General features: G+C 57.0%; 24 protein-coding genes and 1 tRNA gene. 16 read left to right on the forward strand and 9 right to left on the reverse strand.

Going from position 1 to position 26,733, the window contains the following annotated elements:
• Positions 1-174 precede the first annotated feature (174 nt).
• The 3 genes from SANT_RS00515 to SANT_RS00525 all read left to right on the forward strand — a co-directional run bounded on the left by SANT_RS00515 (position 175) and on the right by SANT_RS00525 (position 3,689).
• A complete protein-coding gene (locus SANT_RS00515; protein WP_025420372.1) occupies positions 175-777 on the forward strand; it encodes a hypothetical protein in 603 nt (200 codons plus the stop codon).
• 564 nt (positions 778-1,341) lie between these two features.
• Positions 1,342-1,983, forward strand: a complete 642-nt coding sequence (locus SANT_RS00520) for a glutathione S-transferase (RefSeq protein WP_025420373.1) — start codon at positions 1,342-1,344, stop codon at positions 1,981-1,983.
• 167 nt (positions 1,984-2,150) lie between these two features.
• Positions 2,151-3,689, forward strand: coding sequence for an aldehyde dehydrogenase family protein (locus tag SANT_RS00525; protein ID WP_025420374.1), 1,539 nt, complete (start codon positions 2,151-2,153; stop codon positions 3,687-3,689).
• 13 nt (positions 3,690-3,702) lie between these two features.
• Here SANT_RS00525 and SANT_RS00530 read toward each other — a convergent pair whose 3' ends face one another.
• Positions 3,703-4,947 carry an MFS transporter gene (locus SANT_RS00530; RefSeq protein ID WP_025420375.1) on the reverse strand — a complete coding sequence of 415 codons (1,245 nt, stop codon included), beginning with the start codon at positions 4,945-4,947 and terminating at the stop codon, positions 3,703-3,705.
• 219 nt (positions 4,948-5,166) lie between these two features.
• Between SANT_RS00530 and SANT_RS00535 the strand changes: the two genes are divergently transcribed.
• Positions 5,167-6,177 (forward strand): acyltransferase, encoded by a 1,011-nt coding sequence (locus SANT_RS00535; RefSeq protein WP_025420376.1) that lies wholly within the window; start codon positions 5,167-5,169, stop codon positions 6,175-6,177.
• Between the two features lie 219 nt (positions 6,178-6,396).
• Here the strand turns inward: SANT_RS00535 and SANT_RS00540 are convergent, their stop codons facing one another.
• From SANT_RS00540 to SANT_RS00555, 4 genes are all read right to left on the reverse strand, one after another.
• Complete coding sequence (locus tag SANT_RS00540) at positions 6,397-7,314, reverse strand: GlxA family transcriptional regulator (RefSeq protein WP_025420377.1); 918 nt, start codon at positions 7,312-7,314, stop codon at positions 6,397-6,399.
• Between the two features lie 5 nt (positions 7,315-7,319).
• Positions 7,320-8,339, reverse strand: coding sequence for an isochorismatase family protein (locus tag SANT_RS00545; RefSeq protein WP_025420378.1), 1,020 nt, complete (start codon positions 8,337-8,339; stop codon positions 7,320-7,322).
• Between the two features lie 338 nt (positions 8,340-8,677).
• A complete protein-coding gene (locus SANT_RS00550; RefSeq protein WP_025420379.1) occupies positions 8,678-9,262 on the reverse strand; it encodes a DJ-1/PfpI family protein in 585 nt (194 codons plus the stop codon).
• A 250-nt stretch (positions 9,263-9,512) separates the two neighbouring features.
• On the reverse strand, positions 9,513-9,869 hold the full coding sequence (locus tag SANT_RS00555; protein WP_025420380.1) for a VOC family protein: 357 nt from the start codon (positions 9,867-9,869) through the stop codon (positions 9,513-9,515).
• Between the two features lie 239 nt (positions 9,870-10,108).
• Here SANT_RS00555 and SANT_RS00560 point away from each other — a divergent pair, with 239 nt between their 5' ends.
• Positions 10,109-11,635, forward strand: coding sequence for a hypothetical protein (locus tag SANT_RS00560; protein WP_025420381.1), 1,527 nt, complete (start codon positions 10,109-10,111; stop codon positions 11,633-11,635).
• Here the strand turns inward: SANT_RS00560 and SANT_RS00565 are convergent.
• A complete protein-coding gene (locus SANT_RS00565) occupies positions 11,632-12,024 on the reverse strand; it encodes a VOC family protein (RefSeq protein ID WP_025420382.1) in 393 nt (130 codons plus the stop codon). The two genes, SANT_RS00560 and SANT_RS00565, sit on opposite strands and share 4 nt — an antisense overlap.
• 36 nt (positions 12,025-12,060) lie before the next feature.
• Positions 12,061-12,579: a cupin gene (locus tag SANT_RS00570; protein WP_420480347.1), complete on the reverse strand. Its 519-nt coding sequence runs from the start codon at positions 12,577-12,579 to the stop codon at positions 12,061-12,063.
• A 163-nt stretch (positions 12,580-12,742) separates the two neighbouring features.
• Between SANT_RS00570 and SANT_RS00575 the strand changes: the two genes are divergently transcribed.
• Positions 12,743-13,342: a nitroreductase family protein gene (locus SANT_RS00575; protein ID WP_025420384.1), complete on the forward strand. Its 600-nt coding sequence runs from the start codon at positions 12,743-12,745 to the stop codon at positions 13,340-13,342.
• A 324-nt stretch (positions 13,343-13,666) separates the two neighbouring features.
• Here SANT_RS00575 and SANT_RS00580 read toward each other — a convergent pair whose 3' ends face one another.
• Positions 13,667-14,875 carry a multidrug efflux MFS transporter gene (locus SANT_RS00580; protein ID WP_025420385.1) on the reverse strand — a complete coding sequence of 403 codons (1,209 nt, stop codon included), beginning with the start codon at positions 14,873-14,875 and terminating at the stop codon, positions 13,667-13,669.
• A 93-nt stretch (positions 14,876-14,968) separates the two neighbouring features.
• The gene (locus SANT_RS00585; RefSeq protein WP_025420386.1) at positions 14,969-15,577 is read right to left on the reverse strand and encodes an HD domain-containing protein; all 609 of its coding nucleotides are present in this window, start codon (positions 15,575-15,577) and stop codon (positions 14,969-14,971) included.
• A 109-nt stretch (positions 15,578-15,686) separates the two neighbouring features.
• Between SANT_RS00585 and SANT_RS00590 the strand changes: the two genes are divergently transcribed.
• The 10 genes from SANT_RS00590 to flhA all read left to right on the forward strand — a co-directional run bounded on the left by SANT_RS00590 (position 15,687) and on the right by flhA (position 26,464).
• A complete protein-coding gene (locus SANT_RS00590) occupies positions 15,687-16,145 on the forward strand; it encodes a MarR family winged helix-turn-helix transcriptional regulator (RefSeq protein ID WP_025420387.1) in 459 nt (152 codons plus the stop codon).
• A 132-nt stretch (positions 16,146-16,277) separates the two neighbouring features.
• Positions 16,278-16,709: an organic hydroperoxide resistance protein gene (locus SANT_RS00595; RefSeq protein WP_025420388.1), complete on the forward strand. Its 432-nt coding sequence runs from the start codon at positions 16,278-16,280 to the stop codon at positions 16,707-16,709.
• 223 nt (positions 16,710-16,932) lie between these two features.
• Positions 16,933-18,636, forward strand: coding sequence for a kdo(2)-lipid A phosphoethanolamine 7''-transferase (gene eptB / locus SANT_RS00600; RefSeq protein WP_025420389.1), 1,704 nt, complete (start codon positions 16,933-16,935; stop codon positions 18,634-18,636).
• An 81-nt stretch (positions 18,637-18,717) separates the two neighbouring features.
• Positions 18,718-18,794 (forward strand) — tRNA-Pro (locus SANT_RS00605).
• Between the two features lie 1,023 nt (positions 18,795-19,817).
• The gene (gene flhD, locus SANT_RS00610; protein ID WP_025420390.1) at positions 19,818-20,162 is read left to right on the forward strand and encodes a flagellar transcriptional regulator FlhD; all 345 of its coding nucleotides are present in this window, start codon (positions 19,818-19,820) and stop codon (positions 20,160-20,162) included.
• A gap of 4 nt (positions 20,163-20,166) precedes the next feature.
• On the forward strand, positions 20,167-20,757 hold the full coding sequence (gene flhC, locus SANT_RS00615) for a flagellar transcriptional regulator FlhC (RefSeq protein ID WP_025244158.1): 591 nt from the start codon (positions 20,167-20,169) through the stop codon (positions 20,755-20,757).
• Between the two features lie 98 nt (positions 20,758-20,855).
• Entirely contained in the window at positions 20,856-21,752 is an 897-nt protein-coding gene (motA, locus tag SANT_RS00620) for a flagellar motor stator protein MotA (RefSeq protein WP_025420391.1), read from the forward strand.
• Entirely contained in the window at positions 21,749-22,990 is a 1,242-nt protein-coding gene (gene motB, locus SANT_RS00625) for a flagellar motor protein MotB (protein ID WP_025420392.1), read from the forward strand. Before motA ends, motB begins: the two co-directional genes overlap by 4 nt.
• A gap of 233 nt (positions 22,991-23,223) precedes the next feature.
• Complete coding sequence (flhB, locus tag SANT_RS00630) at positions 23,224-24,387, forward strand: flagellar biosynthesis protein FlhB (protein ID WP_025420393.1); 1,164 nt, start codon at positions 23,224-23,226, stop codon at positions 24,385-24,387.
• On the forward strand, positions 24,368-26,464 hold the full coding sequence (gene flhA, locus SANT_RS00635) for a flagellar biosynthesis protein FlhA (RefSeq protein WP_025420394.1): 2,097 nt from the start codon (positions 24,368-24,370) through the stop codon (positions 26,462-26,464). The genes flhB and flhA overlap by 20 nt, the downstream gene beginning before the upstream one ends.
• Positions 26,465-26,733: the final 269 nt, after the last annotated feature.

Here is a 26,733-nt window from a genome sequence, read left to right on the forward strand (position 1 = left end):
TTCTCCCATAATGTGGTAGGGCGCTATTATTCGCCGCTACGGCCAGCGATGCAAATTCTCGACCCAGGCGAGCGGGCACCATAATGTAAACAGTTTTCTTTTTCAGTCAGTTGCGTAATCCGCCGGCCGTTGCTACGGTTAATGGAACATCATTGCGGATAAGGATTGAGGGCTATGACCAGGCATTATTTCAAGATCGCGCTATTCCTTATGCTGTCGGCCGGCGGGCTGGCAGGCGCGGCGGGTACGGTGGCGTCGGCGGCCGACAGCGGGACGGGCAACGCGTCCGCGCCGCCGGTCAACGGCATCGACGTCGCCGCGCTGAACGGCAAAGTGACGCTGCAAGTGCCGGCGGCTTTCGTTAATCAAACCCGCGAAGACACCACCTCGCAAAATCCCGGCGTGAAGATCCAGGTGTTCACCGACCGGCAGCGCCAGCAGGTGATCGGGGTAAGCGAGGTGCCGACCGCGGCCGGCGATGCCAATGATACCAGCGCCGATGCCTTTAACAAGATGGCTCAGGGCAGCTTGTCCGGTCTGAAAACCCAATATAAGGATGTGCAGAAAACCGGTCAAAGCACTGAAATCGTCGCTGGCCGTAAATTCTTGCGTCTGGATACCCGTCAATCGGTGGAGGGCAATGCCATGCTCGGTTCCACTATTACCACGCCGTATGCGGGCAATGTGCTGACCATTCAGGTGCTGACGCCAGCCAAAAATGAGGTGCAGCACAATCGGTTGGTGAAGCAAGTGCTGGGGACGGTGGCGTTTCATTAACGCCGATGTTGGGCCGACGACGGTACTCCCCCTTGTGCTCACCCGAGACAGCGCATAGACACTCCGCGGTTGCATTCGCCGGGTGGCCTGCAACGACGCCTTATCGTTATCCACCCGGTGAGGCCGCAGGCCACCCGGCGTTACATGCGCCAAACGACCCGTGCCGGCACCCTGGCGTCATTTGACAAAGAGCGTACGCCGGTGTTGCATGCGCCAAACGGCCCGTGCCGGCACCCTGGCGTTATTTAACAAGGAGCGTAAGCTGGCGTTGCATGCGCCAAACGGCCCGTGCCGGCACCCTGGCGTCATTTAACAAGGTGCGTACGCCGGCGTAACATGCGCCAAACGGCCCGCGCCGGCACTTTGCCGTCATTCACCCGCGGGCGCACGCCGGCATGATCCCTCGTGACTCTATCGACGCGCTAAGGTTAAATCTACTGGACGAGCCGCAGAGGCCGCCTTTATTCTGGTTAAAGATTGGGCGGGCAAGACCGCTTTTATTTCCCGTTGTTGCCCCCTTTGCGCCATACTGATGATTCCGTAACCGGCAACCGGAGGCGTATCATGAAACTCATCGGCAGCTATTCCTGTCCCTTTGTGCGCAAAATTTCGGTAATTCTGCTTGAGAAAAACTTGCCGTTTACGTTGGTTCACGCGGTGGATAACACGCTATCCAGCGCGATAAACCCGCTAGGCAGTGCGCCGGTTTTGATTGACGCGCAAGGTGAAAGTCACAGCCACCCCTCGCTGATTGCCGAGTATCTGGAATGGCTACAGCCCGAACCGGCACTACTGCCGGCCGACGCCCGCGATGCCCTTAGGGTGAAGGAGTGGGCGGCCTTGGCCGATGGCGTCACGTCGGCGGCGCTGGCGCTGGTGAGCGAATGCCGCCGCAGCGCCGACGCTCAGCAGGAGCAGCGGCTATGGCAACACCGCGCCCGCCTGCGTAGCGGGCTGGATGCGCTGGAGCAGGGGGCGGCGGAAGGCCGCTGGCTGAACGCATCCCTGCTGTCGGTGGCGGATGTGGCCGTCGCCTGCATGCTGGGTTTTATCAACGTCCGGCGCCTGATGCCCAACTGGTGCGTTGACCATCCTGCGCTGGTGGCCATGGCCGACCGGCTCTTCAGCCGTGAGAGTTTCGCTCGAACTCTGCCGCCGGCGACCGCCGGATTGTATAGCGATGAAACCATCGCCGCCAGAGTGTGAAGCCGCTCTGATAACCGCGATTTTCCTTCCCGTCGGCCCTGTTCATCGTCTCGGCGCGGCGTTAACGTTACGGATATAGCGTTCAGACCGCTCATCGCCGCGTGTCGATGTTGTTCGCTGACATCGGTCGACCGACCGGTAAAGCAACCAGCGTGAAGGAGAGAGCCATGGCGCACAATCCCCCTATCACAAACCTGATTCCCGGTGAATACGGGTATCCTTTTCAGCTAAAAGCACGTTATGCAAATTTTATCGGCGGCGAGTGGGTGCCGCCGCTGTCCGGCGATTATTTTGTCAATTTAACGCCGGTCACCGGCAGGCCGCTGTGCGAGGTCGCCAGCTCCGGTCGAGACGATATCGATCTGGCGCTTGACGCCGCCCATGCCGCTCGCCCCGGCTGGGGGGCGACGTCGGTGCAGGAGCGGGCCGCGATACTGCATCGCATTGCCGATCGCATGGAGCAAAACCTTGAGCTGCTGGCGGCGGTGGAAACCTGGGATAACGGCAAGCCCATCCGCGAAACCCTGGGGGCTGACGTGCCGCTGGCGATTGACCATTTCCGCTATTTCGCCGCCTGTATCCGCGCGCAGGAGGGCGGAATCAGCGAAATCGATAATGAAACGGTGGCTTACCACTTCCATGAGCCGTTGGGGGTCGTGGCGCAAATCATCCCCTGGAATTTCCCGCTGCTGATGGCCTGCTGGAAGATGGCGCCAGCGCTGGCCGCCGGTAACTGTATTGTGCTGAAGCCGGCCAAGCTAACGCCGCTGTCGGTGTTGGTGTTGATGGAGCTCATTGACGATCTGCTGCCGTCGGGTGTGGTCAATGTGGTCAACGGAGCAGGGAGCGAAATCGGCGAATATCTGGCGACCTCGGGGCGGGTGGCCAAAGTTGCCTTTACCGGTTCCACCGAGGTCGGACAGCAGATAATGAGCTACGCGGCCCGCAACGTTATCCCGGTGACCCTTGAGCTGGGGGGCAAATCCCCGAACATTTTCTTTGCCGATGTTATGGCCAAAGAGGATGCCTTCTTCGACAAAGCGCTGGAAGGGTTTGCGCTATTCGCTTTCAACCAGGGCGAGGTCTGTACCTGCCCCAGCAGAGCGCTGGTGCAGGAATCGATTTACGAACGCTTTATGGAGCGCGCTATCAAGCGGGTGGAGGCCATCAAAACCGGTAACCCGCTCGACCGCGGCACAATGATGGGCGCGCAGGTTTCCACCGGCCAGCTGGAAACCATCCTCAACTATATTGATATCGGCAAGCGAGAGGGGGCGGAAGTGCTTACCGGCGGCCGCCGCAAGCCGATGGCGGGCGATCTGGCGGCGGGATATTATCTGGAGCCGACGATTTTGTTCGGCAACAACAGCATGCGGGTTTTCCAGGAAGAAATCTTTGGTCCGGTGCTGGCGGTCACGACTTTCAAGGATATGGATGAAGCGCTGGCCCTGGCCAACGACTCCGATTACGGCCTTGGCGCCGGGGTCTGGAGTCGTGACATCAATACCGCCTACCGAATGGGGCGCGGTATTCAGGCGGGGCGCGTCTGGACCAATTGCTATCATACCTATCCGGCCCACGCCGCCTTTGGCGGCTATAAGCAATCGGGCATTGGTCGGGAAACCCACAAAATGATGCTTGAGCATTATCAGCAAACGAAATGCCTGCTGGTCAGCTATGCCGATAGCGCGACAGGTCTGTTCTGAGCCCAAACGGCGGTCAGGCCGCCGGTGCCGCCGCGGTAATTTGCTGCGCCGCGCGCCGGCGGATAAAGCGCCGCATCAGTACGAACCAGGCCAGAACGCTGAGCAAATTGAGGAAATTGAATAATCCGCTGCCGCCGGCGGTGTATAAAGTTTTCGCCAGCTCAATACCAAAGGTATATACCAGAATAGTGAGCATGCCCAGCGCGGCGGAAACGGCGCCCTTGCTGATGTTGCAGGAAAACAGGGTCAGCCTATAAAGACCGGCGTTGGCAACGCCGACGCCGAAAGCGTAGAAACTCATCCCGGCGGTCATCCACAAATAGGCGCCGGGAGACAGCAGCGTGGCGGCGGTGGCAAGCAGCAAACCGCCGAGGATGGGGACGGCGCCTAACTTTATCAGCCGTTCAACCGTGCGCCGGCCACTGTAGCGTGCCAGCGTGACGTTACCCACGATTAGCCCGCCAAATATCGGCAGCTGTAAAAACCCGTATTCCACGGCGGTGAGGCCGTGATCGCCCATCAGGATCACCGGCGACTGCGCCAGCCACGACAGCAGCGGCAGACAGGCGCAGCCGATGGCCATGGCACCGCACAGAAATTGGCGGTTAGTGAGGATGACGCGGTAATCGTGCCACAACGACGCCGGTGAAAGCGGCTCGCCCAGCCGGGTGGCGGTTTCGGGCATCGCGCGCCATAGTCCTACCAGAGCGACAGCGGCCAGGAGAGCGAAGAGCACGAACATCATTTTCCAGGAGAAATAAGCCACGATCACCGAACCGGCCAAGGGGCCGAGCAGCGGGGCAATCAGCGCGACATTGGCCATCAATGCGGTAATTTTGATGCAAACCGCTTCCGCAAACGATTCCTGAATGGCGGCGTATCCCACCGCGCCGATAAAACATAAGCCAAAGCCCTGCAAGAAACGCATGGCGATAAACTGTTCGATGGTATTGACCAGTAAAATACCCAGGCAGGCGCTAATAAAGAGGATTACGCCCGCCAGCATCACTGGACGGCGTCCGCGGCGATCGGACAGCGGCCCCAATAACCACTGTAGCACCATGCCGCCCGCCAAATAGGCGGTCATTGATGTCGGCACCCATTCATGGCTGGCGTTAAAGCTTTCCACAACGGCCATCATGCCCGGTTGTATCATGTCGTTTGCGATATAGACGGCAAATTCAAACAGCACCAGGCACAGGGGAAACAACAGCGCCCCCCGACCTAAACGGGCGGAGGAAGAGTTTAAAGACTTCATGATATAACCAATTGAAATTAAATGATAAAACGACGACATCTGACTGCGTCAGCGGTACAGGCTGGCTATTTTGCAACCAATTTCGCTAAGTCGCAAGCCCCAACGTTGCCGCGGACACATTTCGGATAAAGATTTATTCTTTAACCTTCAATAATAAGCCAAGTTAATCTAATCTAACTCTCTGATGATCAAGCTGTTGACCGGCGGCCGGGGAAAAGGATGACGCAGATAGCCACTGTAAAAAAATTCACCTGGATAGATAATCTGCGCGGCTGTGCCTGCATGATGGTGGTAATGATACATACCACCACGTATTACGTTACTCACGGCAATACCGTAGGTGAACACAATTGGATGTTCGCCAATATGCTTAATTCGGCCTCACGGGTAGCGGTGCCGCTGTTTATGATGATTTCCGGGTATCTGTTTTACGGCGAGCGTGCGGCGACTAAAAAACACCTGCTCAGGCTGGTGGGTTGTTTACTGTTTTACAGTGCGGTGGGGCTGATATATATGGCTTTGCTCACCCCAATCAGCGCGCATCAGGCGCTGTCAGGTATGTTGCAAAAGCCGGCGTTTTATCATCTATGGTATTTCTATGCCGTCATTGTCCTTTATTTGCTCTCACCGTTAATTCAGGTCAAAGCTTTAAGCGCCGGCCATCTGGCGGTGATTATCCTGCTGGCGGCGGTACTGGCCAACCCCCATAGCCCGGCGCTTCATCTGGCAGGCGTAAAATTCGCGCCGATAAATTTATTTATTAATGGCGACATGATTTATTATTTGCTGTACGCCATTCTCGGGCGCGCCATTGGTATGCTGACCCTGGATAACAAACGCGTACCGCTGCTGTCGGCGCTGGTATTCCTGCTTGCCGTTGCGCTGATCGCGGCGGGCACCAAAAAGCAGCTTATTATTAACGGCGACTTCGCCGATACGTTTTACGAGTTTTGCGGACCCTTGGTCTTCATCGCTGCGGTGAGTTTGTTTATCTGGTTTAAATCCGTCCTGGACCATCGGCCGCTGGCGCTGCTGTCTTGGGTCTCGCGTCATTCACTGGGCATTTACGGATTCCACGCCTTTATTATTCATTTTCTTCGCACTCATGGCCTGGATATGAAACGGTGGCCGATGCTGGATATTCCGCTGATTTTTACGGTCACGTTGCTGCTAAGTCTGGGGCTGGCGGTAGCGGTGGAAAAGATAGACACCCGACGGCGCATCAGTTGAGGCCGCGGACGGCCGCCGGCGACGGCGGCGGCGTTTTCAGCGGCGTCTCGGGCTTAGGCCGCCCTGCACCGCCGGCGGCGTCAGCGTTGTCGGTGCAGAGGATATCGCTATTGTTTGCCGATGCGCCGTCCGTTCAGGTAGCAAACCGCAACTGCCGTTCAGGGTGCGCCGTCCGTTTATGCAGCGTACGGGCAGTCGCCGCTCAGCGTTACGAGTCTTTCAATGCGTTTGCCGTCGCGCCTGCGCGCGCCGCAGTTGACGCCCGGAGGTAAAACCGGCGCAAAGCGCCGCTTTTTCGATTCCCATCCCTTGTTGTAGCCGTTGCTCGGCCACCGCCAGGCGCAACTGCTCATGATAGGCGCGTACGCTAAGGCCGAGATGAACGCGAAACAGCCTGCTAAGATGGCGGCCGCTCATGAAAACCTGCTGCGCCAGTTGCTCAAGATGCCAATCGGTCTCCGGCTCGCGGGCAAGAATATCCTGGGCCCGATGCACTGCCGGATGCAAATGATTGCGATAGCGCAGCCAGGGCGACAGTTGCGGATCATCGCCACCGCGCCGGAAATACACCACCATTTCCCGCGCCACCGACATCGCCACCTGCGGCCCCGCGTATTGGCTCACGAGATGCAGCGCCAGATCGATGCCGGCGGTAATGCCGGCGCTAGTATAGAGCCCTCTGTCCTCGACAAAAATGCGATTGTCTCGGGGCAGGGCCGCCGGCGCCTGTTGACGCAGGCGCGCCATCACCTGGTGGTGCGTCGTGCAGCAATAGCCATCAAGCAAACCGGCGCGCGCCGCCAAAAGCGCGCCGGAGCAGATGCAGACCAGCGTCCAAAGCCGTGAGTGAAAGCGCGTCCGGTGCTGTTGCAACCATCGCTGGGCTGATTGCGCCTGCGGGGTCTCAAGCTGTCTGCTGGAGTCGCTGACGCCGGGCACAAACACCAGACTGTCGTCAGGCAGCGTCGCGGGCAACGGCTCAATATGCCCAAGCGTTAGGCCAGTGGAGGTCACTACGTCCGGCTGCGGACCGATATAGTGCAGACGGAACCCGCCGGCCAGGGTCAGCACCTCCGCCGGCCCGGTGATATCCAGCGACATGACATGCGGCAGCAACAGAAAATAGACCTCGCGCATCGCCTTCATTCCACGTCGTTACGCAAGGTGCGCGCCAGCCAGGCGTCCACATTAGGCTGTCGGCATAGCATGGTGCTGACGTAGGCATCACGTTCAAACGCCAGCACCTGCATATCCCAGACGCAGAACGATTCGTTGCGCGCCAGCCGCCAGCTCCCGCCGTCGGTCACCCAGATCTTGATACGCAGCTCGTTCTCATTGTCCCACACCCCCAGCACAAGATAGTCGCGCTCCCGGCCCTGATGTTCAATCATGACGCCGATCCCGGCGCTGTCCGCACGCTGCGCATCAGGAGGCAGCCAGGCGGTGAGCTGTGGCCATGCCGCCTCGAAGCAGGAAACGCCGCCGGCCAGAGGGTAGCGCAGGCGATAGCGCTTCAGCCGCCAACCGCTCAGGGTAAGCGGCTCCTGCGGCGTAATCGACCGCGGTTGATAAGGCTGGGGGCGAAAGGCCACCGGCGTCGGCGGCGCTTCGGCGCTGGCGGCAGCCAAATCGGCTAGACAGCCTGCGACATCGCGGATGGCGGCAAAGCGGTCGACGAGCACGGTTTCGGTGCGGTGTTTTAATTCGGCGCTGCTGAGGGTTTGACCGCCATGGCGCATAGGAAATGTGAGTGTGGCTTCAGTGACAAAAGTAACCTGATATCCCAGATCGGACGCCACCCGGGCGGTGGTTTCACAGCATTGCTCGGTGCGCAGGCCGGCAATAATCAGCCGCGAAATGCCCTGTTCCTGCAACCATTCATGCAGACCGGAGTCGGTCAGGGCATTATGCACGCGCTTGGTGATGCGGACATCGGCCTGATGGCGCAGAAACGTCATCGGTTTCACCCAGCCTGAGTCTGGATGAAAGGGGCCGCTGTCGGCGGTGTGAAAGACATCCACCAGCGCCACGCCGCGCTCCCGGCATTGATCAATCAGCTCCAGCAATGCCTGCTGGAAGGCCGGTAATTCGGCTTCCGACCAGAATGGACGATGTTCAAATGATTGCTGAACATCGATGATCAATAATGCGCTCTGTGCCATTTTCGGACTCCTGCTATTCGCTGTGTGGCCTATAGTGCCGCAGTCTGGTCATAAGCGACAGGCTAAAAATGGACATAACGGAGCCGATTTGGGACCGGTGTTGGGCCTGTGTCCCGACGACGCGCTCCCGAGGAGACGTCTGACCGGCATGCGTGGTCAGAGAGGGGCTATAGGGTATACCGCGTCTTGGGCCGGCGGTTAACCTTGCGCCCTGTCGGGCGGGGCGTTAGCCGGAGTGATGACGGCGGCCAGGGTGAGTCGATTGACGAGCGTTGAGGCAGGCACGAAGGGCGCACGCCGTCTAGGCCAGCCTTAAGTCAACGGGGTGAACGGACGGGTTAACCAGGGCCGCTTGCGCTGCGCCAGTGATCGTAATAAATATGCTCCGCCTGGAAGTCGGCCCGCTCGACGTCGCCGGTCAGGCGCGATGCCAGGGAGAACGCGAAGTCGAAAGCGACGCCCAATCCTTTACCGCTTAAAAGGTTACCGTCTTCGACGACCTTTTGATCCACATAGATGCCGTCGGCCACCTGCTGATAAAGGTCGCCAGAACAGACATAGCGGCGGCCGTTTAGCAGGCCATTACCGCCCAGTACCCGTGCCGCGGCTGAGCAAAGCGGACAAACGAGCTTGCCGGCGGCATCGTGGCGTCGGATGAATTCCGCCACCTGCGGATTGGCAGCCAGATTGACCGTCCCCTCAGGGCCGCCTGGGATCACTACCGCATCGTAGAGGTCATTGGCGCGATTACTCAGCAGCGCATCCGCAAAAATACGGATGTCGTGATAGCTAAGCAATTCAAGACCCTCTTGGCAAGCCAGCTTTTCGACCGTAATATCCAGCCGCCGCAAGATATCAATGACGATGATCGCTTCCGCTTCTTCAAACCCCTGCGCCAGCAAAATGGCGACGCGTTTGCCTATCATATTAATGCTCATCCTGTATACCTAATGCCTGGTCATCAAGAATAGCACGGTGATTTATAAAAAATAGAACGTGGTTTCAAAAACGGAAAGAAGATCGCAGAAATACCGTGGCGGCCTGTCTTCGCCGCGCTGCCCGCCACACCAGAGCGCGCCGCTCGCCAGACGCCGTGATCCTACTGTGGCCGGGGTAGCGTACCGGGCGTGAAGGCGAGGGCCAATCCCCCGACCACTGCCCATCGCGCTAAGGTCAATTTTCCGTCCACACGCCCAGAATATAGCCGTCCAGATCCTTAAAATGGAAACGCTGGCCGCCCGGGAAGGCAAAAATGGGCTGAACAATTTCCGCTCCTGCGGCCTGTAGTTTGTCGCGGGTTTCTTGCAGGTTGGCTGCATAAAATACCACCAGTGGACCGCCCCCGGGCGTCACCGCTTCGGTGGAGCTAAATCCTCCGGTGATGCGGCCATCGGAAAACTCGGTATACGTGGGGCCGTAATCGGTAAACAGCCAGCCAAATACCTCGCCGTAAAAACGTTTACTGCGCGCGATATCGCTGACGTTGAACTCGATATAGTCCACTTGGCCGTTAGCGCCGATCTCTTGCATAGTCTGATCTCCGTTTGCGATGACATTTTCTCAGTATGGCGCAGGGCCGGTTTTCCCGCAGGGCAAGGTGTAAAATCGGCAAAAAAATCGTCTTTTCGTTGGATAACGGTTAAACCTGTGCGTTGCAACCTCCGTGTATATCAGCGCTAACGTGCTCATGTCAGGCGGCCGCGCAGCGATTCAGCCGGCCGACTGTGTTGTTTTGTATGGATAATCTGATTAATCAAAGGATAGAGAGTATGTCTCAGGTTAATGCTGCGCTGCACTGTTTACTCCCCTGTCTGTTTCGCGAGAGGCCGCCGCACGACGAACACTCCCCGGCGGCCAGGCGTGTCGGGGTCGTCCATCATGGAGGCCCGCTCGCGTTGCCGCGTGCGGAAAATCCCCTGTTGCGCTCGGTGGTAGCCAGAGGGCAAACGGTGCCGATGGGCCGGGGACGGCACAGTTTCACCGCAAGACGCAGCGGTCAGGGCATGATTGTTACCGGCAGTTGGCGGCGTCAAGGCAGCGATCGGCATACCGGCAGCGCGTCAGCGTCAGGGATAGCAAACGGCGGCTACGAAGGGACCCCGCCGCCGACGCTGAGAAACTCGCCGGCTGCGCTGTCGACGGCCTCGCCGGTGCCGGAGGGCAGGCTGCAAATCAATGTGATTTACGGGCATGATCTCAGGGCGCGCGCCTGGCGATCCTGTACGCCGCCGCGTTATTTGCCGGATAGCGCACCGCGCGGCGAAGGGCAATCGGACGAAAATCGGGGCTCACCGAGCACCAGCAGCGCGTCATCCGACCGCTCTGCTCCAGAGCGTCAGGCGGTAGCGGTAGCGCCGCACGGGCGCCGAGTGGAAGACGGTCGCCAGTCCCCCTCGCTGCCTTTAAACATCCGGGCATTGGCACAAAGAGGAGAGAATCGATTCCATGGCTACACCTGCCCGGCGACCTCGTCGGGACGGCTTTCGCCCGTGCAAACCAGATTGAATCGCCTATTGGCCCCGCGCGTCTCGCCGGCATCGGTGGAGAGCGGCTGGTTGCAAACGCTTTCGAGCGCCCTGTTCGAGGAACGACAAAGCCGTAGCCGCTTTGCCATCGCGGTTGCCGAACATAGCCTCCAGCAGCTGTTCACGCTGGCGGGCAATCAGGCGCGGCTGGTTAAAAAACGCTTTCGGCCTATCGCCAGCGGCGCGATAGGCGATACGTTGCTGCAGTTGGCGCATTTGCACTTTGTAGTATGGCAATTCCTGACTGAAAACGACCAGCGCGCAGCAAGCGCGTTGAGCGTGAAATACCAGTGTTTTATGTGCTTGCTGGGCAAAAAGCTCGGCGCAGATCCCCTTACGCGGCAATCGGCGTTTGATCCAAAAGTGGCGCTAACGGGCGCCCACTATCAAGAGATGACCGCGCTAATGAACGAGCTGCGTCTGGTGGTGCTGGAACTGTTCGATTACAACCTGTTCGGCCCGGGAAACTACATTTTACGGCTGCGCGGTCTGCCCTTCCTCAACCATCTGGAAGCGTTGTATGCCCAGGCCCGAGGCATTGAGCGTAAAGAGAGGGAGTTGCTGCAAGAGTTTGTCTCGGCGGATCAGCTTCTGCGCTTGAAACTTCAGCGCGATCAGGATTTGCAGAGCGGCGACATGATGAATGGCCGCGGCTATATTATGGCAGTAGGGCAAGATATTCGTTTTATCTGCGGCATGGGCATGTTGACCGCCAGCGCCGCGCTGATGAGCGAGCGGCGCCGTGCAAACGTGTTACATCCCGCCCACTAACCGTAATGCATGCCCTCAAGCTTCATGCCGTCGGGATCAAGGAAAAACACGGCATAATAATCGGGGTAATATTCGCCGGCGGGGTCGACGATGGTCGCGCCGTGCTGCTCAAGCCAACGCTGGAGCGCATCCACATCCTGCCGGCTTTTAAGCGACCAGGCGTAATGGTGGAAGCCGATATCCCCTTTTCGGTACGGGTGCTTGGCACCCTGCGCGTCGGCCTGGTAAATCCAAAACCGGCCGGACGCGTGACGCCACCCCATGGCGTTGTCCATCTCATCCATGACCTCGAAGCCAAGAAACGCAAAGAGTTGGCGATAAAAGTGCTTAGAGCGCGCGATATCGCTGACGCTTATCACCAGATGATCGACGGCCTGTACTCGGGACATAGTCTCTTCCTCCGCTTATCGAGGGCTGCGGGACGGTTATGCCTGTTCGGCGTTATGCCAAAGCGTGGTGATGCCGCCGCGATCGCCGCTTAACGGATCGGTCGCCGGCAGCGGCACTTGGGCGACTCTGGCGCGCGCTGGGTCCAAATTTGTCGCGTCGTCGCGATACAAATCGGCGCTAACGTCCGGCGGATAGGCGCCCACCACCATGAAATCCGCGCTGGTGTCGATAGCTTTATGACCCACGCCGGCTGGGATCAGCACCACATCCCCTATTGCGAGGGTCACCAACGGCCCGGTTTCGCCGCCCAGTTGAATTTGCGCCTGGCCGGCGTAAACGCCGAGCAACTCATGGGTATTGCTGTGGAAATGGGTAAACGGATAGATGCCGTAGCGCCACTGCGCCGGCCAGCCGTTCGCGGCGAAATGCCTCTCCAGCCACACCGCGGGATGGTGTGTCCCCCCTGGAATGACCCCGCGGTAGATCACTACCGGTAAGAGATTGTTGGGCACGCCGTTGGCGGCTTCGGCCAAGGAAAGCGTTTCAATTTTCATAGCGCGTGACATTCAGAATTTTTGCGTAAAGTCCTATCAGCATAGTCAACATTTTGCGCCAAGGGGATGATTTACAGAGCACGCTAATAAGGCTTAAGCTATTCAATGAATTATGATGGCTGGCGTATGCCGCTTTTCTCTTATCTTTTGCAGGAGCTCCATTATGAGTAATGCTTTTATCGACGCCATTGCTGCGCGCCGCTCCATTTATGCCCTCGGCAAGAACGTATCGCTGTCGTCGGACGCCATTACCGCGCTGGTGAAAGAGGCGGTGAAGCACAGCCCCTCGTCGTTTAACTCGCAAAGCTCGCGCGTGGTGGTGTTGTTTGGTCACGCGCATGAAACCCTATGGGACATCGTCAAAAGCACGTTGAAAAAGATCGTGCCGGCGGAAGCCTTTGGCGCTACCGAAAACAAACTGTCGTCCTTTGCCGCCGGTGCCGGTACGATTTTGTTTTTTGAAGACACCACGGTTATTGATGAACTGCAAAAACAATTTGCCGCCTATGCCGATAACTTCCCGATCTGGTCAGAACACTCCACCGGGATTGCGCAGTTCGCCGTCTGGAGCGCCCTGGCCCAGGAGAAGATCGGCGCCAGCCTGCAACACTATAATCCGCTCATCGATGATGAGGTCAAAGCCACGTGGCATCTGCCGGCGAGCTGGAAATTGCGGGCGCAAATGCCGTTTGGTTCCATTGAAAACCCCGCCGGCGAAAAGACCTATATTTCCGATGAAACCCGCTTCAAAGTATTCAAATAGTCGGCGGTGGCCGGCTTAACGGGACTGGCCTGCGCGCCGGTCTTTTTTTTCCCCCCTCGGCAATGGCGGTTTTACTTTCGCGCGATGCGGCTATAGTTATAGTCCAGGCCGGATAAAAAACAGACGATTCCGAACGGAATCGGCGCCGCAGACGTGGGATATTACCCGTCAGGGGGCGCCGGTTTCACCCGCAAACCGACAGGAGGAGAGCAGCAATGACCCGAATTCTGATAGTGTTTTTATTTTTTATCGCCGTGTGTGCCGGCGTGATGGTGGTACAAATGGGCGGCCATTATCCGTGGATCTAAATTCAGGCCGCTGCCTTCAGACGGATTTCTGCTCGCGCGCGGCGCCGAGTTTGCGCATACCGGCATGTAGCTGCCAGGTGTTTATCAGCACCAGCGCGGCGGTGGCGATGAAGACCCAGCGAAAGCCCAGCAGCGCTGAAATGCTGGAGCCCACCAGCGGGCCGGCGACGTTCCCCAAATACATAAACGACTGGTTATAGCCGAAAATACGGCCGGTTACCTGATCGCTTGAATACTTCAGCAGCAAAGTTTGAACCGCCGGCATCAATGCGCCTTCCGCAAACCCCATCATGAAACGTAACGCTCCTAATTGCAGCGGCGTTCTGACCAGCGCCATGATGCAAAACAGCGCAATCAGGCAGCCCAGCGCGGTCATTAGGACGCGCGCCGTGCCGATACGATCCCCCAGCCGGCCAAGGCGCGGAGCGGCCAATAACGCCGACACCCCCGGCACCGCGGCAATGGCACCGCTGATAAACGCCAGATTATCGCGATTGGCGGACAGTTCTTTGATAAATAGGGTTAATATCGGGCTGATGGAGCTGTTGGTCAACTGTATCATCATGGTGGTGATGAACAGCGTCAGAATCAATCGCGGATAGGGCAGCGCGGCGAATACCGCACGCCCGTGCAGCTGATCGGCCTTTTTCACCCTCACCACGCGCTCTTTGATTAACAGCAACGTGACGAGAAAACTGACCGTCATCAGACCGGCGGTGATAAGAAAGACCACCCGCAGGCCGAGATGGTCGGCCATAAATCCGCCCAGCAGCGGGCCGATGATCACGCCGGAAACCTGGCCGGTCGACAGCGTGCCGAGCGCCCAGCCGCTTTTCTCCCGCGGCACCTGCGACGCCACCAGCGCCATGGCGTTGGGAATATATCCCGACGTCAGCCCCATCAGCGCGCGCAGCAGCAGCAATTGCCAAACGCTGGTGACGAAAGCCTGTAGGGCGATCACCACCGCCATGCCAAGCGAGGCGCGCAGCAGCATCAGCTTGCGCCCGCGCCGGTCAGCCATACTGCCCCACAACGGTGACACGACGGCCGAGACCAAAAAGGTGGCGCTGAACACCATGCCGGACCAGAGACTCAGTGATTCGTGAGAGTGTACGCCGAGCTGTTCCACATACAGCGGCAAAAACGGCAGGATTTGGCTCATGGCCAGGCCGGTAAAAAAACATCCCAGCCAAACGGAGATAATATTGACCTTCCAGGCTTCCATATTCAGTGCTTACGCCGCGCGAAAAGTAAGGTGGGAATATAGGGTACCAGCTGTGCCCATGGCGCCCTATCGAAAATTTTCCCCGCGCTGTTTTTATCCGCCGGACAGCCGCCGGGCGCCGCCCTGATAGCTGACGGTTAATTGTTTAAACCACTCTTCGCTTATCAAATGAGGCGGCTGGCGTAATGTTTGCAGACCTTTGTCCAGCGTCCGCTCCGCTTCGCGCCAAAGACGGCTGTCGCCGCCGGATAACACCTCCAACTGCAGTTTTTTTTCTACGAGGTAGACGCTGGCGAAATCGGCGTCATAGCGAATAAGCGAGCAGGTATTATCAATAATATCCGCCAATTTAATGGTTTTGGCTTCATCGCAGGCGTTGGCTAAATGACGCAGGGCCGCCTGCTGTTTGACCACTCTGGAGGTAGGACCGGGGAAGGCCGGCAGCGTCAGCATGGCCACCAGTTCGGCCACCTCGACGCCGAACCGCTGCTGAATTTGCCCCAGGCTGACGCCGGTATCCTCGACGGTATCATGGAGCCAGGCGGCGGCCAGCATGGCTTCATTATGTGGCACCTGCCGCACCCACTCCACTACGGCGGCGGGGTGGATGATGTACGGCTCCTGGGTATATTTACGGCGCTGATCGCGTTTACCGTGGGCCTCGCGGGCAAAGCGTCGCGCTCGTTGCTCAAGTGTCGGCATAGCATGCCCTCCGATTAACGTGCCGCTGGCGCGGAAAAAACCTAATAAAGTCATTATAGACCAAGAAATGACTTGCTACTATATCGCGCGCTATCTATAATTCTACCGTATGAACACACCCGTGAAAAATAGTCAAAGCGACGTGCCGCTGCTGCTGGATCAGCAGTTCTGCTTTTCCCTTTATTCGGCCAATCTGGCGCTGAATAAGGTTTATCGCAAATTGTTGGCCAAGCTTAATCTGACCTATCCCCAATACCTGGTGATGCTGGTGCTGTGGGAGCGGGATGCGCTGACGGTTTCGGAAATCGGCGATCGGCTATTTCTCGACTCCGCGACGCTGACGCCGTTGCTCAAACGTCTGGAAAGCGCGGGCCTGCTGGGGCGTTTTCGTTCCGCCGCCGACGAGCGGCAGGTGATCATTCGCTTAACCGATCAGGGGCGTTCGCTGCGCGCTTTGGCGGCCACCATCCCGGCGGAGGTGCTCTGCGCGTCGTCGTGCCGCGCCGATGAACTTGACGCGCTGAAACGTCAATTAGAGATTTTACGCGGCCATTTGGCTCAGGGGTAACGGGCGTCAGGACGCAGTGTTACCCTGCGCCATGAGACTGCAAAAAGCTGACGCATTTATATAGCAAGCGATTTAATCGTGCAATATTTCTCAATCACCGGGAAATTTCCTCCCGCCAACCAAGGAAGCATTATGTCTATTGAAAAAGTGATTTATCGCGCCAAAGCGAAGGCCACCGGCGGCCGCGATGGGCGCGCGACCTCCTCCGACGGCGTGTTGGACGTCAAGCTGGGCCTGCCCAAAGAAATGGGCGGTCAAGGCGGCGCGGTCACCAACCCCGAACAGCTGTTCGCCGCCGGCTACTCTGCCTGTTTCCTTGGCGCGCTAAAACATGTCGCCGCGCAGGACAAAACCTCTCTGCCCGCCGAGACCTTTATCGAAGGCAGCGTGGGGATCGGTGCAATCGCCACCGGTTTCGCCATTGAGGTTCAGCTTGAGATCCACCTGCCGGGCCTGGCGCGCAGCGTGGCGGAAGAGCTGGTGCGAAAAGCCCATGTGGTGTGCCCGTATTCCAACGCGACCCGCAATAATATCGATGTTGATTTGCAGGTCATTACCGGCTAATACCCCGTCTGATTGCCGGGGGAGGTCATCCCCCGGCGTTTTGGCATCCCGCCTTTTGCTTCCCGCTGCGCTGGGGTGAAAACTTTTTGCAATTTTCCTTGTCAAAAAATTTCAATCGGTCACTATTGCGCTGCTCAATTATCGTCGGATTTAGCCTGTTGCTGCGCCAGCAGCTAAGCCCCGTGGCCGTCACGACCTCATCCTTGCTGGGCTTTTGCCTTAAATGAAAATTGTAAAAACACTGTCACATCAGACGCTTTCCCTGTTGCTTGCCATCTATATCGGCCTGTTCCTCAACCTCTCGGTCTTCATCCGACGATTCGATATGCTGCATCCGTCCTCCACCGTCGGGCATATGGTCATCGCGTTAACCGAAATCACCGCCGCTATTTTATCCACCTTCTTTTTGATGCGGATATTGTCGTTCGGCGGTCGCCTGTTCTATCGCATCGCGGCGTCGCTACTGGTGCTGATATCGGTCGCCGCCAGTTACTACATGACCTATTTCAACGTCGTTATCGGTTACGGCATAATCGCCTCGGTGATGACGACCGATATCGATCTGTCGCGCGAAGTCGTGGGCATCAAATTCCTGGTATGGATGGTAGGGATAAGCGCCTTGCCGCTGTTGCTGATTTGGCAAAACGCCCTCGCCGACACCCTGTTCCAGCAAATGAAAACGCCGGGCAGACGGGTGAAATCTTTACTGGGGCTGCTGGTGGTGCTGGCGCTGGTATGGCTGCCGGTGCGTTATCAGGATAAGGCGCAGAATCTGCGTGAACGTATCACCAATATTGACATGCCCAGCTATGGCGGTTTGGTGGCGCACTCCTATCTGCCGTCGAACTGGCTGGCGGCGCTCGGGCTGTTCGCGTATACGCGGCTCGATGAGAGCCAGGATAACGAGAGCCTGTTCGATCCCGCCAAGCAGTTTACCTATCTGCCGCCGGCGGGCATCGATAATACCTATGTGGTGTTTATTATTGGCGAGACCACCCGTTGGGATCATATGGGTCTGCTGGGCTATGAACGCGATACGACGCCAAAACTCTCCCACGAAAAGAATCTGGTGGCGTTTCGCGGGCATTCCTGCGATACCTCCACCAAACTCTCTCTGCGCTGTATGTTCGTGCGCGAGGGGGGAACCCTCGATAATCCGCAGCGTACGCTGAAAGAGCAGAATGTCTTTGCCGTGATGCGTAAACTGGGCTTCACCTCCGAGCTGTTTGCCATGCAAAGCGAAGTGTGGTTCTACAACAACACCGACGCCAACAATTATGCCTTTCGCGAAATGATCGCGTCAGAGAAGCGCAATGATGGTAAATCCGTGGACGATATGCTGCTTGTTGACGAGCTGAAGGAATCGCTGGCCCGCCATCCCCAAGGCAAGCATTTGGTCATTTTGCACACCAAAGGCTCTCACTATTTGTATTCGCAGCGTTACCCGCGCAGTTTTGCCCGCTATCAGCCGGAGTGTATCGGCGTCGATCAGGCCTGCAGCAAGGCGCAGCTGATTAACGCGTTCGATAACAGCGTCCTGTATACCGACAGTTTTATCGATAAGGTCATCGATCAGGTCCGCGATAAAAAAGCGCTAGTGTTCTATGCCGCCGACCACGGTGAGTCCATTGACGAAAACTATCACTTGCACGGTACACCGCGCGACATGGCGCCGCCGGAGCAGTTCCGCGTGCCGATGATGGTCTGGGCATCCGACGCTTTCCTGGCCAGTCCCGAGAATCATGACGCCTTTGCGCGGCTGCAGGCGCAACAGCGCGCCGGCACGGTGCATCGTCATGAAGAATTGTTTGATAGCCTGTTGGGATGCCTGGGGTACCGGTCCCCGAATGGCGGTATTAAAGCGGAAAATAACTGGTGTCAGAAACCGTCGGCGGCGCAGCCGGTTGCCACGGTTAATCGTGGCTGATGGGTTTGTAAACAGTTGACGGCAATTACTGAAAAAGGGATTGACGCCTGTAGCGAGGCGCAGTAATATGCGCCCGCATTACGGTGAGTGGCGCAGCCTGGTAGCGCAATACGTTCGGGACGTATGGGTCGGAGGTTCGAATCCTCTCTCACCGACCAAATTTCAGCCGTAGCGTGTCGCCATCAATCGCACGTTACCGCTATCGACAGCGGACCTGAGAAGGTCCGCTGTTTTTTTTTATCCCGGCGTCAGCGCCGCGTACGATTGGGCGAAACGTCAAGGGCGGCCATCTCCGCCAAAACGACTTGGAAGGGTTTCACCGTCGCGACAATGATTACTCTTGCTTAACCTAAATCGGCATTACCCGCCGGGATAGCGATCTCTTTCTGCGTCGCCGCCGCGGCCATGGCACTATTAGACGGAATGACGCGCCAGCGGCGCTATCCTGTGCGTTACCGGTCTGGATTGCGGTAGTCAAATGGCGATTAATATCCCATCACCGGTGATGCCCTCGTGTTATTACGACAGCCCAATTTCTCCTCCGGGGGAAAATTAAGGTAAAAAGGTTAGCGTTGCTAATTATCGGCGCAAATGATAGCCGATGATTTTAACCGGCTGAACCGATATTTAATTGGCACAATAGGCGATGATTAGGGCCGTGTTTTTTAATGTAAGTTACAAGTGTGACTAATGACGGGTTAGCGCGTAAAAATAAGATTTTTTATTTGTATTGCAATATAACTAGTATGTATATTGTGTGGTCAATCGCAAGCGTCACAGACCATGTAACATAAATGTCCGCCGATGCATTAAATCGGCGGATTATGGATTTACTAATGAGGCAGTGATGTAATTTCTTTTTTTGATCAGTGGCTAAATAATAAAGTGTTGGGCTATTGTACGCCGAATTAGCGCGTAGGATGACTGTTACTTATCATTAATTGTCTCCTGAGATTGATGGGAAAAATATGTTTGCATGGGCGGCGTGGTTAAGATAATAATGCTTTCGGTTAGGCCATTATAAATAGAGCCAAGGGTTAGTAATTGCAGTGTTCTTTAATTATTAACATGCTAAGTGTAAGTTTAAATAAGTGCCAGGTGACCGATATCTGCGTCTAATGCTTTTCGGTCATTAATGCTTAACCCTCCTTCGCTATTAAAATAACAAGGATGCATCGACGATGAGTAGTGATAACCTTCTCAGGAATATACATGAAATAAATCTATCCTATCTCTTACTCGCCCAGGAGCTTATCAAAAAAGATAAGAAGGTAGCGGGATTCCGTCTTGGGGTGGGCGAAGACACGCTGGATAAACTGGCGGGACTTTCTCTGTCTGAATTGATAAAGCTTGGCGAAATCAACCAGCTTATTTGTCTGCTGCGCCTGGATGACGAGCAGATCATCAATTGCCTGACGCGCGAATCCCGTGTTGATGAGTTACAGCAGGTCCATACAGGGATTGTGCTGTCCACGCAGTTGCTTAATTCAGCGACTCCCGATCCTACCCGTTTGCTTAAGGAATGATCTCGTGTATAGGAAAAGTATCATGCAGGAATCCAGGGATATACAGCTGGCCATGGAGCTGATTGCGCTAGGCGCTCGGCTACCCATTCTGGAAAATGAAACCTGCCTGAGCCGCAGTCGATTGCTGAGATTGTATAAGGAAGTCAAAGGGACGCCGGCGCCTAAGGGGCTGTTGCCATTCTCCGCTGACTGGTTTCTCTCCTGGGAGCAGAATATCCACTCTTCCGCGTTTTACAACGCTTATCTCTGCCTGATTCGTATAGGAAATATCCCGACCATCGAGGCAATGATAAAAGCGTATCGGCTGTATCTCGAACTCTGCCCGCAGCGCCAGGATGGCGGGCCGGTACTGGGTTTGACCCGCGCCTGGATATTGCTACGCTTTATCGACAGCCAATTACTGGGGCAAACGCGCTGTAAACAATGTGGGGGAGCATTCATTACCTACGCCTTCCATCCACCCCATAACTTTGTTTGCAGTTTTTGCCACCCACCCTCAAGGGCGGTTAAAAAGCGTAAACTTTCACATGCCGCCGCCGATAATCGCATATATAACTTAAGACAACGGAATATGTGCAACGTAAAGCCATGCTAGACAGAGTGATGCACTGAATACCATTTTCACAAACGGATTATTCCATCACTGGCAACAACGTTCATTTTCTGGATGTCACCGTCTTGTAAGGGATCACCGTGCTAGTTATCGTTGGTTATATCATTGTGTTTATGTCGATTTTTGGTGGATTTTTGTTAGCTGAAGGACAACTCGGCGCCTTATTTCAGCCTGCGGAATTTATGATTATCGTGGGCGCGGGTTTAGGTACCTTTATTGTAGGAAATAATGGTAAGGCTATCTATGCTACCGTAAAGTCAATTCCGCGCTTGTTCCGTTCATCGCGTTATAATAAAGCGATGTATATGGATATCATGGCGCTGATGTATCGCCTACTGTCCAAAAGTCGTCAGTCCGGATTGATAACGCTGGAAAAAGAGATTGACGATCCGCATAACAGCGTTATTTTCAATCACTATCCTTCGTTGCTCGCAGATAAATTGGTTATCGATTTCCTTATTGATTACCTGCGTCTGATGGTCAGCGGTAATCTCAACGCTTATGAAATTGAAGCGCTGATGAATGAGGAGATAGAAACTTATGAACAAGAAAATGATATCCCGGTAAACAGCCTGCTGCAGGTAGGTGATGCGTTGCCCGCCTTCGGTATCGTCGCGGCGGTAATGGGCGTGGTAAATGCCCTGGCCGCGGCGGACCGACCCGCAGGCGAACTCGGCGCCTTGATCGCCAATGCGATGGTGGGAACCTTGCTCGGTATTCTCCTGGCCTACGGATGCGTGATGCCCCTGGGGGCATTGCTTAAGCAGAAAGGCGATGAACATATCAAGATGTTGCACTGCATTCGCGTGACATTGCTCTCCAGTTTGAACGGCTATGCGCCGCCGATCGCGATAGAGTTCGGCCGCAAGACTTTATATACCTCTGAACGCCCCTCTTTTGAGGAATTGGAAGCCCACCTGCGCCAGATAAAAAAAACCGGTCTGATGGAATCTGCTGATACGACGGTCAATTCATGAAAAAGACGTCACCCCCGGTTGTAATCAAATGGCGCAGGGCACAGCATGCCAATCATCATGTCGGCTCGTGGAAGATAGCCTATGCCGATTTCATGACCGCGATGATGGCGTTTTTTTTGGTGATGTGGCTGCTGGGGGCGACGACGCCGCAGCAGCGTGAGCAGATCGCCGAATATTTCAGAATGCCGTTAAGTGAGGCGATTAGCCACAACCGCAAATTCAACATCAATGATTTCCCGCTGCCCGCTAACGCCAACGACGCCGCCGGGCCGACGCGTCTGCGTCAGCGCCAGCTGGAGCATCAGCGGGATATTCAACGGCTAAATGATACCCGCCTGCGCTTGGAGCAGATGTTGCGCAACGATCCGCGGCTGCGGGAACTGCAGCCGAATATGCGCATTACGCTGATGCATGAGGGATTGCGCATTGAAATTATCGACAGTAAAAGAAGGCCGATGTTCGCCACCGGCGGCACGGAAATTGCGCCCTATATGCGCAGTATTATGCATATCATTGCGCCGGTGCTTAACGATTTGCCCAATCGTATAAGCCTGGCCGGGCATACGGATAATCAGCCTTATTTAAACGGCGAGCGTGGCTACGGCAACTGGGAGCTGTCCGCCGATCGTGCCAATGCGTCGCGCCGTGAATTGGTGGAAGGCGGGTTGATGAGTGACAAAATTCTCCGGGTCATCGGCATGGCGAATACCATGGCGCCGCCCGGTAAAGAGGATGACAACGCCGCGCAGCGCCGTATTAGTATCGTTATTTTGACCCACGAGCAGGAAGAGGCCATTCGCCAGGAAAATACCGAGAGCCAGAGCGAAGTGATTGACGGCGAACAGGATGCGGCCGCGCAATTGCGGCGTTTGGCTAATCCGCCGCGCGGCAAGGATAGCGCGCCGTCAGGGCCATCGGTACCGTCAGGCCCCTCGGCGTCATCGCTACCGTCAGCTCCCTCGGCGCCATCGGCGCCGTCAGGCCCCTCGGCGTCATCGCTACCGTCAGGTTCCTCGGCGCCATCCGCGCCGTCAGCTCCCTCGGCGCCATCCGCGCCGTCAGGTTTTTCGGCGCCAACGGTGCCGTCAGGTTCCTCGGCGTCATCGCTACCGTCAGGCCCCTCGGCGCCAGCGGTATCCACCGCGGCGCCATCTGACGCGACGTCGCCCGCGCCGGACGACGATAACGATGGCGCCGGCGGGAAGACGCCGGAGACGATTCCACCCAACGCGCCCTGACGTGGAGGCCGCGTTATCCCCCTAGCACGATGCGCTAACTGACCGTGCGGCGCGGCCATCGCGAACGCTCGCCGCGCGGTCTCTGGCGCCGGCGCCTTCCGCTCGCCGCAGGTGGGTGCTTGGTCTGGTAAAAGCCGCGCGGATCCGGCGCTTTTTCACCTTATCGGTTCCCCTTTCCTCACGTAGGCTAAAAGCCCTGAAATCACTCATTCACTACGCGAGGGCAGAGTGCCGTGGCGGAAGAAAGCGATCTGGAAAAAAGCGAAGCGCCCACTCCCCACCGATTACAAAAAGCGCGCAAAGAAGGCCAGGTACCGCGTTCCAAAGAACTGGTGTCGTGGCTGATGTTACTGTCTGGCTGGAGCCTGCTATGGCTGGCGGGAGATCATCTGGCTCGCGGTATGGGGCGGATGCTGCAAAGCGGGCTCTCGTTTGATCTTCACATCAACGGCGAGGGGAGTTGGTTGCTGGCCCAATTTTCCGGCCTGGTGCGGCAGGCGCTGCTGGCGAGCGCGCCGCTATTCCTCGGCGTGACGTTGGTGGCCGCCGGGTCGCCGATGTTGATCGGTGGCGTGTTGTTCAGCAGTAAGGCCGTCAGTCTGGATCTTAAACGCTTGAACCCCTTTAGCGGGCTGAAGCGCCTGTTTTCCATGCAGATGATGGCTGAACTTACCAAGACGCTGTTCAAAGTCTGTCTGGTGGGGGGCGCCTGCGGCACCGCGTTGTGGTTTGTTTGGCCGCGGATGACGCAGTTGGCGCAGGGGGCGCCCCTTACGGTCATGGCGGAAAGTCTGTCGCTTATCCGCCAGTGCGTGTTGCTTATCATCCTCGCCCTGCTACCCGTGGTGGGGTTCGACATTTTGTATCAGTTATTCAGCCATCTGAAAAAGCTGCGGATGTCGCGCCATGATATTCGCGAAGAATACAAAGAACAGGAAGGGGATCCGCAGCTTAAAAGCCTGATTCGCCAGCGCCAGCGTCAGCAGGCGCAGCGGCGAATGATGCAGGATGTGGCGAACGCCGATGTGGTGATCGTCAACCCGACCCATTATGCGGTGGCGCTGAAATATGAACAGTTGCGTATGACCGCGCCGCGGCTAGTAGCGAAAGGGGCCGGCGTCGTGGCGCTAAATATTCGTCAGCGGGCGGAGCAGCAGGGGATCCCCATTCTGGAAGCGCCGCCGCTGGCCCGGGCCCTCTACCGGCACTGCGAGATAGGCGGCGTTATTCCGGTAGCGCTCTATGGCGCCGTGGCGGAGGTGCTGGCTTGGGTGTATGGCTTGCGTCGCTGGCGCAAGCAAGGGGGTTTGCGGCCCCGGCAACCGAGCAAACTCACCGTACCGAAAGCATTGGATTGTGCAAAAGGGAGTATTTTTAATGGTAAACCTGGTAGCTAAACTGCATTTAACCGATTTCAGTCAGACCAGGTGGCAAATCTTTGCGGGTCCGGTGGTGATTATCATGATTCTGTCGATGATGATCCTGCCTTTGCCCCCTTTCGCCCTGGACCTCTTTTTTACCTTTAACATCGTGTTATCCATAATGATCCTGCTGGTGGCGATGTTCACCCAGCGTACCCTCGATTTTGCCGCTTTTCCGACCGTGCTGTTATTCTCCACCCTACTGCGGCTGGCGCTCAATGTCGCCTCGGCGCGGGTAATCTTATTGCAGGGGCATCAAGGGGAAGCGGCGGCGGGGCAGGTTATCGACGCATTCGGCCATTTCCTCGTCGGCGGCAACTTCGCTATCGGTATCGTTGTGTTCGCCATTCTGGTGATTATCAATTTCATGGTTATCACCAAAGGCGCGGGCCGTATAGCTGAAGTGGGCGCACGCTTTGTATTGGACGGCATGCCGGGCAAACAAATGGCCATCGACGCCGATCTCAATGCCGGCCTTATCGGCGAAGAGGAAGCCAAACAGCGGCGCGCGGAGGTGACGCAAGAGGCGGATTTTTACGGCTCCATGGACGGCGCAAGCAAGTTTGTCCGCGGTGATGCCATCGCCGGATTATTGATTATGGCCATTAACTTGATCGGCGGTTTGCTGGTGGGCGTCATGCAGCACGGAATGGATCTCGGCCGCGCGGGGGAAACCTATACGCTGCTGACTATCGGCGACGGTCTGGTGGCGCAAATACCGGCGCTGGTCATCTCGACCGCCGCCGGCGTTATTGTCACGCGCGTGGCCACCCATCAAGACGTGGGCGAGCAAATGGTCAGCCAGTTGTTCAATAACCCTCGGGTCATGATGCTGTCCGCGGCGGTGATTGGCTTGTTGGGGCTAGTGCCGGGGATGCCCAACATTGTGTTTTTGCTGTTCACGCTAATGCTGCTCGGCATGGCGTGGCTGCTGCGCCGTCACGCCGTTATGCACGGGGAGACGGCGACGGCGGGCGCGCTGGGGGATAACCCGGCGCCGGAAACGCGGCAGAGCGAGGAGGCCAGTTGGGATGACGTGCAGCCTGAGGATACCCTCGGGCTGGAGGTAGGCTATCGGCTGATCCCGATGGTGGACAGCAGCCAGGGGGCTGAGCTGTTGAAGCGCATACGGGGGATCCGCAAAAAATTCGCCCGTGAAATGGGATATCTGCCGCCGGTGGTACATATTCGCGACAATTTGGAAATGCCGCCGACCCACTACCGCATCTTACTGCACGGCGTGGAAATCGGTTGCGGGGATACCTATCCCGAGCGCTGGATGGCTATAGATCCCGGCAGCGCCAGCGATACGCTGCCGGGCGACCCCTGTCAGGAACCCGCGTTTGGCCTGCCGGCCGTATGGATAGACCAAGTACTGTGCGATGAGGCCAAGACGCTGGGCTATACCGTGGTGGATGCCAGCACGGTAGTCGCGACCCATTTCAATCAATTGCTCATGCAGCATGCCGAGGAGCTGTTTGGCCGCCAGGAAACGCAGCAATTGCTGGCGCATTTGGGCCGTGAAATGCCCAAGCTTACGGAGGATTTGATCCCGGATGTGCTCTCGCTTACCACCCTGCATAAAGTGTTACAGAATTTACTGGCTGAACAGGTTTCTATCCGTGATATGCGCTCGATAGTGGAGTGCCTGGCGGAACATGCGCCGCAGCAAAACGATGTGGACATGTTAACCAGCCTGGTACGCCATAAATTGGCCCGCGCCATTACCCAACGCTGGTTTCCCGGCACCGGGGATATCCAGGTCATTGGCCTGGAGGTGGCGTTAGAGCAGGCGCTGATACAGGCGGTACAAAACGGCGGCGCGCTAGAGCCGGGGGTGGCGGATCGCTTGCTGGTCCAGGCCGAACGGGCGCTGCAGCGGCAGCTGACCCTGGGGGCTCCGACGGTTTTGCTGGTCAATCCCGTTCTGCGCGCCATGCTTTCACGCTTTTTGCGCCGCTCATTGCCGCAGCTGACCGTATTGGCCAGTACCGAAATCGCCGACAACCGGCCGGTGCGCTTTAATACGATGATTGGCGCGGCGGTAGAATAATCCCGCCGCCGCGTTTGACGCCTTGATGCGGGCGTTTAGACTGACGCCCCGCGAAATGACACCGGCATTGATTCCCCGGCTGTATGCCCTGCCGCCCGGCGCCAAATGAGGCTGGGTAAGGCGGCACACCCGCGTCGGACGAGGCACCGGTCTCGCGCAGGGTCGGGCACGCGGTCCTTTTATCACCCCCTATTGTTAGGCGTATTACGTGCACTGACGCTGTCTGGTAGACGAAGAACGATCGTCGCGGTGGTTATCCTTACCGCGGT

This window comes from Sodalis praecaptivus (genome assembly GCF_000517425.1).
Taxonomy (GTDB): Bacteria; Pseudomonadota; Gammaproteobacteria; order Enterobacterales; family Enterobacteriaceae; genus Sodalis_A; species Sodalis_A praecaptivus.

Bases quoted from the DNA above. Each gene is read 5' to 3' on its own strand.
- SANT_RS00515 (WP_025420372.1), top strand. From the start codon at position 175: ATGACCAGGCATTATTTCAAGATCGCGCTATTCCTTATGCTGTCGGCC.
- SANT_RS00520 (WP_025420373.1), top strand. From the start codon at position 1,342: ATGAAACTCATCGGCAGCTATTCCTGTCCCTTTGTGCGCAAAATTTCG.
- SANT_RS00525 (WP_025420374.1), top strand. From the start codon at position 2,151: ATGGCGCACAATCCCCCTATCACAAACCTGATTCCCGGTGAATACGGG.
- SANT_RS00530 (WP_025420375.1), bottom strand. From the start codon at position 4,947: ATGAAGTCTTTAAACTCTTCCTCCGCCCGTTTAGGTCGGGGGGCGCTG.
- SANT_RS00535 (WP_025420376.1), top strand. From the start codon at position 5,167: ATGACGCAGATAGCCACTGTAAAAAAATTCACCTGGATAGATAATCTG.
- SANT_RS00540 (WP_025420377.1), bottom strand. From the start codon at position 7,314: ATGCGCGAGGTCTATTTTCTGTTGCTGCCGCATGTCATGTCGCTGGAT.
- SANT_RS00545 (WP_025420378.1), bottom strand. From the start codon at position 8,339: ATGGCACAGAGCGCATTATTGATCATCGATGTTCAGCAATCATTTGAA.
- SANT_RS00555 (WP_025420380.1), bottom strand. From the start codon at position 9,869: ATGCAAGAGATCGGCGCTAACGGCCAAGTGGACTATATCGAGTTCAAC.
- SANT_RS00560 (WP_025420381.1), top strand. From the start codon at position 10,109: ATGTCTCAGGTTAATGCTGCGCTGCACTGTTTACTCCCCTGTCTGTTT.
- SANT_RS00565 (WP_025420382.1), bottom strand. From the start codon at position 12,024: ATGTCCCGAGTACAGGCCGTCGATCATCTGGTGATAAGCGTCAGCGAT.
- SANT_RS00570 (WP_420480347.1), bottom strand. From the start codon at position 12,579: ATGAAAATTGAAACGCTTTCCTTGGCCGAAGCCGCCAACGGCGTGCCC.
- SANT_RS00575 (WP_025420384.1), top strand. From the start codon at position 12,743: ATGAGTAATGCTTTTATCGACGCCATTGCTGCGCGCCGCTCCATTTAT.
- SANT_RS00580 (WP_025420385.1), bottom strand. From the start codon at position 14,875: ATGGAAGCCTGGAAGGTCAATATTATCTCCGTTTGGCTGGGATGTTTT.
- SANT_RS00585 (WP_025420386.1), bottom strand. From the start codon at position 15,577: ATGCCGACACTTGAGCAACGAGCGCGACGCTTTGCCCGCGAGGCCCAC.
- SANT_RS00590 (WP_025420387.1), top strand. From the start codon at position 15,687: ATGAACACACCCGTGAAAAATAGTCAAAGCGACGTGCCGCTGCTGCTG.
- SANT_RS00595 (WP_025420388.1), top strand. From the start codon at position 16,278: ATGTCTATTGAAAAAGTGATTTATCGCGCCAAAGCGAAGGCCACCGGC.
- eptB (WP_025420389.1), top strand. From the start codon at position 16,933: ATGAAAATTGTAAAAACACTGTCACATCAGACGCTTTCCCTGTTGCTT.
- flhD (WP_025420390.1), top strand. From the start codon at position 19,818: ATGAGTAGTGATAACCTTCTCAGGAATATACATGAAATAAATCTATCC.
- motB (WP_025420392.1), top strand. From the start codon at position 21,749: ATGAAAAAGACGTCACCCCCGGTTGTAATCAAATGGCGCAGGGCACAG.
- flhA (WP_025420394.1), top strand. From the start codon at position 24,368: ATGGTAAACCTGGTAGCTAAACTGCATTTAACCGATTTCAGTCAGACC.